This is a genomic window from Natrinema soli, assembly GCF_028618695.1.
On sequence record NZ_JAQIVI010000501.1, the window covers coordinates 1 to 9,950 of the forward strand.

10 protein-coding genes are annotated in these 9,950 nt (G+C 64.8%); 4 read left to right on the forward strand and 6 right to left on the reverse strand.

The features are described 5' to 3' along the window. The 3 genes from PGX04_RS24920 to PGX04_RS24930 all read right to left on the reverse strand — a co-directional run. Window positions 1-438, reverse strand: a 438-nt coding sequence (locus PGX04_RS24920) for a class I SAM-dependent methyltransferase (RefSeq protein WP_273740960.1), incomplete at its 3' end; no start/stop codon positions are given. 71 nt (window positions 439-509) lie between these two features. After that, on the reverse strand, window positions 510-1,379 hold the full coding sequence (locus PGX04_RS24925) for a deoxyribonuclease IV (protein WP_273740969.1): 870 nt from the start codon (window positions 1,377-1,379) through the stop codon (window positions 510-512). A 453-nt stretch (window positions 1,380-1,832) separates the two neighbouring features. Continuing rightward, on the reverse strand, window positions 1,833-2,669 hold the full coding sequence (locus tag PGX04_RS24930; RefSeq protein ID WP_273740961.1) for a lipoate--protein ligase family protein: 837 nt from the start codon (window positions 2,667-2,669) through the stop codon (window positions 1,833-1,835). A gap of 280 nt (window positions 2,670-2,949) precedes the next feature. Between PGX04_RS24930 and PGX04_RS24935 the strand changes: the two genes are divergently transcribed. Next, window positions 2,950-3,858 carry a serine/threonine-protein kinase RIO2 gene (locus tag PGX04_RS24935; protein WP_273740962.1) on the forward strand — a complete coding sequence of 303 codons (909 nt, stop codon included), beginning with the start codon at window positions 2,950-2,952 and terminating at the stop codon, window positions 3,856-3,858. A gap of 343 nt (window positions 3,859-4,201) precedes the next feature. Here the strand turns inward: PGX04_RS24935 and PGX04_RS24940 are convergent, their stop codons facing one another. From PGX04_RS24940 to PGX04_RS24950, 3 genes are all read right to left on the reverse strand, one after another. Beyond that, entirely contained in the window at window positions 4,202-4,933 is a 732-nt protein-coding gene (locus tag PGX04_RS24940) for a DUF7847 domain-containing protein (protein WP_273740963.1), read from the reverse strand. A gap of 218 nt (window positions 4,934-5,151) precedes the next feature. Beyond that, entirely contained in the window at window positions 5,152-6,690 is a 1,539-nt protein-coding gene (locus tag PGX04_RS24945; protein ID WP_273740964.1) for a S8 family serine peptidase, read from the reverse strand. Further along, entirely contained in the window at window positions 6,687-6,899 is a 213-nt protein-coding gene (locus PGX04_RS24950; protein WP_273740965.1) for a hypothetical protein, read from the reverse strand. Before PGX04_RS24950 ends, PGX04_RS24945 begins: the two co-directional genes overlap by 4 nt. 199 nt (window positions 6,900-7,098) lie before the next feature. Here PGX04_RS24950 and PGX04_RS24955 point away from each other — a divergent pair, with 199 nt between their 5' ends. From PGX04_RS24955 to pdhA, 3 genes are all read left to right on the forward strand, one after another. Next, window positions 7,099-7,629 carry a hypothetical protein gene (locus PGX04_RS24955; protein ID WP_273740966.1) on the forward strand — a complete coding sequence of 177 codons (531 nt, stop codon included), beginning with the start codon at window positions 7,099-7,101 and terminating at the stop codon, window positions 7,627-7,629. 218 nt (window positions 7,630-7,847) lie between these two features. Then, the gene (locus PGX04_RS24960; protein ID WP_273740967.1) at window positions 7,848-8,438 is read left to right on the forward strand and encodes a 50S ribosomal protein L15e; all 591 of its coding nucleotides are present in this window, start codon (window positions 7,848-7,850) and stop codon (window positions 8,436-8,438) included. A 167-nt stretch (window positions 8,439-8,605) separates the two neighbouring features. Then, window positions 8,606-9,950, forward strand: a 1,345-nt coding sequence (gene pdhA, locus PGX04_RS24965) for a pyruvate dehydrogenase (acetyl-transferring) E1 component subunit alpha (protein WP_273740968.1), incomplete at its 3' end; no start/stop codon positions are given.

Sequence of the window (9,950 nt, forward strand, 5' to 3'; positions counted from 1 at the left end):
CCGTCGCTCGAGTCGGTCCTCCGCGTCGACGCTCGAGTCGACCTCGACCGCGGCGTTGTCGGGTTCGACGGTCGCGACGAGGTCCGTCGAGACGCGGGCGAACTCCTCGAGCGCGGCCGCGGGATCGGGGAGATTGATCAGGAGCGCCTGACAGACCACCAGGTCGAAGGTGTCGTCGGGAAACGGAAGCCGAACGGCGTCGCCGGTTACGACCGGAACGTGTTCGTCCGCGATCGCGAGCAGGTCGGAATCCGCGTCGCAACCGATCACCTCGCCCGGCGACTCCGCCGCGAGGACGTGGCTCAACTCGCCGGTCCCACAGCCCGCATCCAGAACCCGGTCGCGAGAGTCGAGGGCGAGCGGCTCGAGCGCGTCGCGGGAATCGGCCCACATCCCCTCGCGGGTCCGACTGAGATAGGATTCGGAGAACTCGCGCACGGACGGCGCTTCGAGCGTCTCGAGTAAAAACGGGTCGATTTCTCGGATCCGCTACAGGGCTGTGACGGCAGCTACTCGTCGCGAAGCTCTTTGACCCGCTGAATGTTCCACGCGAAGCCGCGGCCGTCCTCCGTCGGCGTCTCGAGCGCGAACGGCAGATCCCGCAGTTCCGGGTGGTTCACGATCGCGCGCATGCCGTCCTCGCCGATGTAGCCCTCGCCGATGTGGGCGTGCTCGTCCTTGTGCGTGCCCACGTCGTGTTTCGAGTCGTTGAGGTGGATGTACTCGAGGTGCTCGAGTCCGACCACGTCGTCGAAGCGGCCGACGGTCTCGTCGACGGCTTCGGGCGTCGTCAGGTCGTTACCCGCGACGAGCGTGTGGGCGGTGTCGATGCAGATGCCGATATCGGTCTCGGTGCGGTCGATGATCCCCGCGAGGTGCTCGAACTCGCCGCCCAGCTTGGTTCCGCTGCCCGCGTCGGACTCGATGAGGATCCGAACGCCGTCGGGCACCTCGAGATCGTCGATGACGCTCGCGGCGTTGTCGAGCCCGCCCTCGACGCCCGCGCCGGTGTGGGCGCCGAGGTGGACGTTGACGTACGGAATCCCGAGCCGTTCGGCGGCGTCGAGTTCCGCCTGCATGCTCTCCATGGACTTCCTGCGGAGGTCGTCTTTCGGCGTGCAGAGATTGACGAGGTAGGCCGAGTGGATGACCCACGGGCCCTCGAGTCGGTCGTCGCTCGCTTCGCGGAAGCCCGCGGCCGCCTCGTCGCTGATCTCGGGCTGTGCCCAGACCTGCGGCGAGGTGGTAAACACCTGCCCACAGTTGCCGCCGAACGCGGTCTGGCGGTGAACCGCGTTTCGGAGATCGTCGTACGGCGGTGTTTCCTCGTCGGACGAGACGCGCGAACCGGAGATCGAAACGTGTGCGCCGACCTTCATCGTCATGGATTCCCGTCAGTACCGGGTCGTGATAGGTATAACGGAGCGCCTCGAGTTCGGGCAATGTCTCCATACCGGCCGATAGACGTGCGGTGGCGCGTGCCGCGCTACGGTTCGCCACTGGCAAACCGTCGCTCGAATCCGCGCGAGGGATGAGCGAGGGAAGTATGACCGAGCGAATCGGCTGGGGAGGGTGTGGAAATCCCTAAATGCCAGTATGAGAACCGGTGACCGATTTTGAACAGATAGCTTATATCATACCGGAGTAAATAGCTGTCACCTGCTTCTGGCAACTAGGAATACCACGTCCTCCCCAGCCGATTCGCTCACTACGTTCGCTCATCCCTCGCGCGGTGTTCTCCTGCGATTCACTGGTCGTTCATCGCAGGACAGCACGCGCCACCGCAGCAATCGTTCGAGCCCGTCTACGAGACGCCGGTCGATCGCCGACGGTCACTGGTTGTCCGCCTCGAGCACCTCCCGATTCCGAACCCACGCGTCACTGCCGAACTTCCGGTCGGCGAGGTCGCGAGCGGCCTCGAGTTCGCCATCTCGCCAGGTCGACTCCGCGGCGTCACACCAGTCTCCGAGTGCCCCCGCGATCGCGTCGACGGCTTCCTCGCGGCCGATCCCCCTCTCGTCACGGATACTCGTCACCCGATCGGTGAACGTCGATTCCGCGAGATCGGCCTCGAATACCCCCACGTGTTTCCGGGGCTCGAGGGCGTAACTGATCGACCCGTGCTGGATGACGACGTCGCGCTGGCGGTACTGAGCGTTGCCGCTGATCTTCTCTGCTTGCGCGCTCGCATCCGCAGGCGCGACGATGTCGTGTGCCGGGTTGATGTCCCGCAGATAGCACGAGGGCTGGTAGATCGCATCCTGTTCGGCCGACGCGAAGGCCGCGCCGACGCCCATCCGATCGAAGGCCTCGAGAACGGGTTCGCAGAACAGTTCGTAACAGTCCATCAGGTTCCCCGGAACCTCGTCGGCGGGAGCCACGATCGTGTACGAAATATCGGCGTGTCGGTCGTGGTAGATGCCGCCGCCGCCGGTCTGTCGGCGGGTGACGTCGATCCCCTCGCGCTCGCAGAACTCCCAGTCGACCGTGTCGGCGTCCTGCCGGTACCCAAGCGAGAGCGTGCTCGGCTCCCACGAGTACGTGCGGACGGTTCGAACGTCGTCCTCGAGCGCCGTTCGCGCAGCGATCTCCTCGAGGGCCATCTGCGTCGCCCCGTCACGGGGCTCGTCGCGGATCAGTCGCCAGTCCCGATCGGACAGTGCCGTCATGTCCGACTCCACGCGGACGAGGTGGAAAGTGATTCCGACGGCACCGGCATTTCGTATAGCACTGAAAGGTTTATTCGGGGCCGAAACGCGGTTTCGACCGTCTTCGAACGGGTACCTCGAGTCAGTTCACGTCACCTCGAGCGAGCATCGACACGCTCCCGACCGCGGTACGAAGCCGATGCCGCCGATCGGTCCAAGTACGAACGCCGATACCGCTGATCGTCCCCGAGTACGAGCGCTCGTCACGCCGTTTTTACGTACCCGGCGGCTAGCCACCCGTATGGTGCGCAACGTCGCCGGGTTACTCCCGGAACTCGAGGCGGAGGACTTCTATCTCCTCTCGGGGGTCGAACAGGGGATGCGGTTCTCCGAGTGGGTCCAGCGGGAGAAGCTCCCGAAGTTCTCCGATCTGAGCGAGGAGGAGGTCGAGTATCGGCTCGGGCGCTGTCTCGAGCGCGGACTGGTCGAGAAGAAAACGATCCAGTACGAGGGCTACACCCTCCAGTTCGAAGGCTACGATACCCTGGCACTGCGGGCGCTCGTCGAACAGGATACCATTTCCGAGTTCGGCTCGCCGCTGGGCGTCGGCAAGGAGAGCGACGTCTACGAGGTCAAGTCGTACAAGCCGCTGGCGCTGAAGTATCACCGCGAGGGCTATACGAACTTCCGGAAAGTCCACAAGGAGCGCGATTACACGTCTGAGAACGATCACGTCTCCTGGATGTACACCGCCCGAAAGGCCGCCGAGCGCGAACACGGCATCCTCGAGGAACTCTATCCCGACGTCGCGGTGCCACAGCCGATCGGCCAGAACCGCCACGCCATCGTGATGGAGAAAATGGACGGCGTCGAACTCTCCCAGACCCGGCTCGAGGACGAGCAGGTGCTCGGGGTCCTCGATCTCCTGCTCTCGGAAGTCTCGCGCGCGTACGCGAAGGGGTACGTCCACGCCGACATGAGCGAGTACAACGTCTTCGTCAACGAGGAGGGCGTGACGGTCTTCGACTGGCCTCAGGCCGTCCCGACGGACCACGAGAACGCCGACGAGTTCCTCCGGCGCGATCTGACGAACATCGTCGGCTACTTCCGGCGCAAGTACCCCCAGCACGTCCCCGACGCCCTCGCGAGCGACGATCTCGCCGAGGCGATCGCCGACGATTCGTTCGAGACGGTCGCCGACTTCGTCTGAGACCCCTGATTTTCTGAGGGGTCGAGCTGGTTCTCCCCGATGTCGGAGCCGCGCGTCTCGACTCCGTCTACGGGTGACGGAGTGCAGGGTATCAGACGAGACTCCCGGAAACGCCAGTGAACGATGACGTTCACCGTGAAAAACGCTCACCTCCCCGTTCAGTATGCGGCTCGCCTACCAGACGGCCTCGAGCAACGTTCTCGAAACCGATCGGTCTGCAAGCGTATTAGCGGAATACGGCCCCCCGTTCGGATCAATAAATTATATACTGATATATGAAATTCAGAGAGGCGTGATGATAGCCCGCTCGAGGAGCGACCGTTCGAAGCACCCGAAGAGCGACTCAGGCGGCCATCCCGGCGGATCCTTGTCGCGGCTCCGGCTCAGAGGGGTGCTCGAGGCCCCGAAGCTGGTCGTACGCGCGGGCCGTGGTCGCGATAATGTACACCGTGACGACCGCGGCGACGACCTGCGTGAGGACGAGTCCCGCAGCACCGCCGAGCAGGAACGTCGGAATCGCGACGGTCGCGTTGACGGCGAGGCCGAGGACGACGACGGCGATCCCGAGGCCGAACAGGCGAAGGCGACTTCCACGGGTCAGCGCCCAGCTGCTGCGGAACGCCCGGACGAAGTTCTGATCCTCGACCGCGACGAACGCGCTCCAGTAGTAGAGGGTGACGAGGAGGAACAGTCCCGGCACGAGCAAGAAGACGCTGCCGGCGGCGACGAGTGAGACGAAGACGATCGTCCCGACGAAGGCGTTGAGCGTGGCGGTGGCGATCTTCCGGCGGCGGAACTCGCGGGGGATCGTCTCGGTTTCGTCGGAGGCAAACGTCCGGAGCGCAACGATGGCGACAGCGATCGTCGCGAGCCCGATCGCGAACGAGAGCAGTCCGGTGAGGAGCCCAACGAGACCCGTGGTCAGCGTTACGCCGATGGCAGTCTCGGTTTCGACCGGGGCGACGGACGCGTTCAACAGCGCGAGGACGGCAAATACGGCGACGAAGACGAGTCCGTTTCGCTCGGTAGTGCGGGAGAACCCGTCGGTCATCGCGTCGATGATGTGAAAGACCATAGGTGTAGTATGCGGTCGAAGTACATATAGTAATCATTACATATATCTGGGAAACAGACATTTACAGGGCCGTGAACGATCTAAACGACATATCTGAACAGTCGTTCTTGTAGACTAAATTAGCACTCGAGTAAAAGATGGATGTCCCGGGAGCGAGCCGGCGATGCAAACGTGACTCGCAGTGCGGCGTTCGTCGCGCCGCCGAGTCGCGTCCGGTGCTATTCGCTACTGCTCGGCGCGATCTCGATTTCGTCGAACGTCGCGAAGTCGCCCGTCTCGGCGCGGACAACCGCAGCGTGGGCGTCGACGTATCCCGCGCCGACGGATTCCGCAGTGTAGGACTCGAGCCGTCGTTCGTCGGCGGTCGCCTCGAGCGTCACGAGCACGTCAATCGGGTCGGGCGCGTCGTCGGTTTGTCCCTCGAGAGCGGCGTCGTAGACTAACGCGGCGCAGCCGGCGGTGACGGGACAGGACATGCTGGTGCCGGACATGGGGCCGTAGTAGAGCGCTTCGTCGGGTGTGGTGAGGTTCAACGCGTCGTAGGGATCGAGCGTGCTCGTTACGTCTTCGCCTTTGGCGGCAACGCCGTTCCGGTAGACGCCCAGCGGCCCGTCGATCTCTTCTTCGGGGGATCCCTCGTGGAACGCGGTGAGGTTTTCGTAGGCCGCTCCGCGGTCATAATTATCGGCGTCGTACGAGCCGTCCTGCGGACGGCCACGCGAGGAGAAATCCGCGACGGCACCCTCGTCATCGGTGGCCGCGACGCCCAGAACGTGCGGGGCCGTCGCGTACTGGTTCAGCGTTCCCGCATCGGGGCCGTCGTTGCCCGCCGAGAAGACCGGGAGGAGCCCCGCCTCGTGGGCGTGCCACGTCGCGACGTTGACGGGATCGTCGGGGACGAACGAACGGTCGTCCTGTGCCGGTCCGTACGAGTTCGAGACCACCTGAACGTCGTGCTCTCCCTCGCGCTGTCGGCGGAGCAGATCGTCGTACGCGGCGACGATGAACACGATCGACAGCCCCAGCCCCGTCGCGTACATCGTCAGATCGGCGTCCGGAGCCCCGCCGGCGTACTCGCCGTCGATCCGGACGCCGGTCCCGCCGACGCTGCCCGCACAGTGGGTCCCGTGACCGCTCGCGTCCGTGTCGACACCGCCGACGTCCTGCCACCAGAGCGGGTCGTCCTGAACGACGGGGACTCCAACGTACTGGTAGTTCGCCGCGACGTTCGCCTGCAGATCGGGGTGGGACCCGTCGATCCCTGAATCGATGAGGGCGACGTGAACGTTATCGCCGGTGTAGGGCGTCTCGAGACCCTCGCCGGCCTGTACGGCGTCGGCGTTCGCGTCTTCCCGGGCGTCGTCGTTGTGGTACTCGAGGTCGTAGTTCGACGAGACGTACCGCACCGCGTCCCAGCCGGCGACGGTCTCGATGAGCGATCCCGGGAGTTCGGCGTAGCCGATCGGAAGGACGTCGAAGCCGACCGCAACCGCGACATCGAGTGCCTCGAGTCGGACGAGGTCCGCGGTCGACTCGAAGACGATCAGCACCTCCTGAAGGACGTCGCTCTCGAGGTCGAGGTCGTCGTCGACGAGCGTGTCGCCGACGGTCACCACTCCCTCGAGCGCGTCGCCGACGAGAGTCCCTTCGAGCCCAGCAGCGGTTCCGGAGAACGCGACGGTACCGGCGACGCCGGTTCCGAACGCCTCGAGGACCGTTCGACGAGTCGGCCGGGTCGTGGGATCGTCGTCAGTCATCCGTCGTCACCGCGAACGGGTTCGTCCCTGTCATCGGTGAGCCAGTGTGGCGCCTGCGCGGCGCGGGCGAACGGCTGACCGGACGGCTGTGGTTCGTCTCGGCTGCTGCTCGAGGCAGCGACGAAGCCGGAGGCGGGCAAATCCTGCTGGTCTCGGCAATCATCGTTACTAATGGTTGCATCGTCTCTTGATCCGAGACTGTCCTCCACGAATCAGTTGAAAAATATTGTGATAGTCATAACAGTGGATTGATCCGTGACCCTCATATTCTGCTTCCGATTCACTGACCTGCTGAGTGGGAGCGAACCGGTGGGAATCGGTCTCGACGATGAAACTATCGATCCGATCCAATTTCTCGAAAGACGGATAATGTGAGCATTAAACACGCACGCATCCGTACTACAACCCATGAGTGAAAATAGCAAACAAACCCTCGACAGGGTCGGCGTATGGGGAGGTGGCATCACGGGCGGACTGGTCGCCGGGATCGCCATGGGACTGGTTCTCCACCTCGGCGGGAACCAGATCGAGTTGCTCGGCGGGCTCGCGACGGATCCCGGGACGGCAGCCGGCGTCGGCTGGACGATTCACCTGATGATTAGCATCGCGTTCGGGCTACTGTTCGCCGTGATCGCCTCGAGGTCGCTCGTCCAGCAGCTGGTCACCTCGTTCGGCGATTACGTCATCATCGGACTGGCCTTCGGTGCGGTCATCGGGCTCTTCGCCGGCGGCGTCGTGTTTCCGCTGGCGATGGAACGGGCCGGCGTCGCGGCATTGCCGCTGCCGTTCCTCCCCGTTTCGGGAGCCACGGCGGAGCTCTTCAGCGCGCTGGTGTTCGGCCTCGGTCATCTCGTCTACGGGCTGGTCCTGGGAGCCGTCTTCGCGACGGTCAACGGAATTACGCCCGGCGGCGTGCGCGAGCGCGTCGCGGTGCGATAGGTCGACGCGATAGGCGGGCGCTCACCCGTCTCGCCGGCACCGTTCCGCATCGGAGTTCGAAGCCCTTATACTCGAGAGTTGGGTAGGTTCGGTAGACTCGCTGGTTCGCGCGGGCATCAGCGGGCACCTGTACGACGCGGTGTCACAGGTCGGGATGTGATCCGCGGGGCACGCGCCCCGGTCGGGATTGAACCACGCAACGCCCGCGGGTGAATACAATGGCACAAAGCTTCTATTCCCACATCAAGGACGCATGGAAGGACCCCGACGACGGCAAGCTCGGGGAGCTACAGTGGCAGCGCAAGCAGGAGTGGCGCGAGCAGGGCGCGATCGAACGGATCGATCGCCCGACGCGACTCGATAAGGCGCGCGAACTCGGCTACAAGGCGAAACAGGGCATCATCGTGACCCGGGTCTCGGTCCGCAAAGGGACCGCCCGGAAACAGCGACACAAGGCCGGTCGGCGCTCCAAGCGCCAGGGTGTCAACCGCATCGGGCGGCGCAAGAACATCCAGCGCATCGGCGAGGAGCGCGTCTCCCGGAAGTACCCCAACCTGCGCGTGCTCAACAGTTACTGGGTCGGGGAAGACGGCTCGCAGAAGTGGTTCGAGATGATCCTCGTGGATCCGAACCACCCCGCGATCGAGAACGACGACGATCTCAACTGGATCTGCGACGACAACCACACGAACCGCGCGTTCCGCGGACTCACCAACGCCGGCAAGTCGAACCGCGGCCTCAACAACCGCGGCAAAGGCGCAGAGAAGGTCCGTCCGTCCAACAACGGCGGTAAAGGCCGCGCGAAGTAACGCGGACAGTCAACGCAGCCGATTTCACGTCGATTTTTCTGCGACTCGAGTCGAGAGCGATCGTGCCGAGCGTGCAGTCACCTTCCCAACGACCCCACAGCAGCGCCGAGCGCCGGCCACGCGATGGCCGAGACGGGCACTAAGTGGCCCACCGTCGTACCAGCGATATGCCGCGCTCTCAGGTCGCCGCGTTCTCGATCGATCGCGTCCAGGTGCTCGATCAGGAGGGGCGGGTCGACGAGTCCCTCGAGCCCGAAATCGACGACGAGCGCCTGCTCGAGTGGTACCGGACGATGAAGCGATCGCGGCGACTCGACCGGCGGGTGATCGCCCTCCAACGACGTGGCGAACTTGGGACGTTCGCGCCCGCGACGGGACAGGAGGCCGCCCAGGTCGGAAGCACCGCGGCGCTCGACGAGACCGACTGGACGGTGCCCGCGTTCCGCGAACATCCGTCGGCGCTGGCCCGCGGCGGGTCGGCTCAGGAAATTATCGAGTACGGGATGGGGCTCGAGGAGGGCGGGGAGCCGCCCGAGGACGTACCGATGATGCCGCCGTCGATCGCCGTGGGGACTCAGCCGCTCCACGCAGCCGGAATCGGCTGGGCGGAGTCGATGAACGAGACGGAGTCGGTCGCGCTCACCTACTTCGGGGACGGTGCGACCAGCGAGGGCGAGGTGTACGAGGCGATGAATCTGGCCGGCGTCTACGATGCCCAGACCGTCTTCTTCTGCCAGAACAACCAGTACGCGATCTCGACGCCGCTGTCGAAACAGACGCGGGCCGCGACCCTCGCCCAGAAGGCCGTCGCCGCGGGAATCGAGCCGATTCAGGTCGACGGCAACGATATCTTGGGCGTCTACGCGGTTACGAAGGAAGCGCTCGAGCGCGCTCGGCGCGGCGTGCCGACGCTGATCGAGGCGACGACCTACCGGCGCGAGATGCACACGACGGCGGACGATCCCTCCGTCTACCGGACCACCGAGGAAGAGGAGTCGTGGGAGCCGCTCGACCCGATTCTGCGGTTCGAACGCTACCTCCGAGAACGCGGAGTTCTCGACGACGACACAATCGACTCGATCGAGTCCGAGATCGAAACGGATCTCGAGGAGTCGCTCGAGGCGGCCCGGGAGACGGAAGCGACCGCCGAGCCGGTGGACATGTTCGATTACGCGCACGCGGAACGACCACCGTATCTCGAGCGCCAGCGCGAGGCGTTCGTCGCGAACGACGGGCACACGGTCGCGCCAGCCGAGGGGAGCCAGCGAGGTGACGGAGGGTCATCGGCGGCGGACGCGGGCGCTAGTGACGGGAGCAGTGCTAGCGAGACGGCGGAAGCCACTGAGGCGGATCTCGAGGACACCGACCGACTGAACATGGTCGAAGCTATTCGGGAGACGCTGCACGCCGAACTCGAGCGCGACGACGACGTGCTCGTCTACGGCCAGGACGTCGGCGTCGACGGCGGCGTCTTTCGGGCGACGCAGGGCCTCCTCGACGCCTTCCCCGGAC

Coding starts and splice junctions, on each gene's coding strand:
- PGX04_RS24955 (WP_273740966.1), top strand. CDS start 7,099: ATGAGTGAAAATAGCAAACAAACCCTCGACAGGGTCGGCGTATGGGGA.
- PGX04_RS24925 (WP_273740969.1), bottom strand. CDS start 1,379: ATGAAGGTCGGCGCACACGTTTCGATCTCCGGTTCGCGCGTCTCGTCC.
- PGX04_RS24960 (WP_273740967.1), top strand. CDS start 7,848: ATGGCACAAAGCTTCTATTCCCACATCAAGGACGCATGGAAGGACCCC.
- PGX04_RS24940 (WP_273740963.1), bottom strand. CDS start 4,933: ATGGTCTTTCACATCATCGACGCGATGACCGACGGGTTCTCCCGCACT.
- PGX04_RS24935 (WP_273740962.1), top strand. CDS start 2,950: ATGGTGCGCAACGTCGCCGGGTTACTCCCGGAACTCGAGGCGGAGGAC.
- PGX04_RS24945 (WP_273740964.1), bottom strand. CDS start 6,690: ATGACTGACGACGATCCCACGACCCGGCCGACTCGTCGAACGGTCCTC.
- PGX04_RS24930 (WP_273740961.1), bottom strand. CDS start 2,669: ATGACGGCACTGTCCGATCGGGACTGGCGACTGATCCGCGACGAGCCC.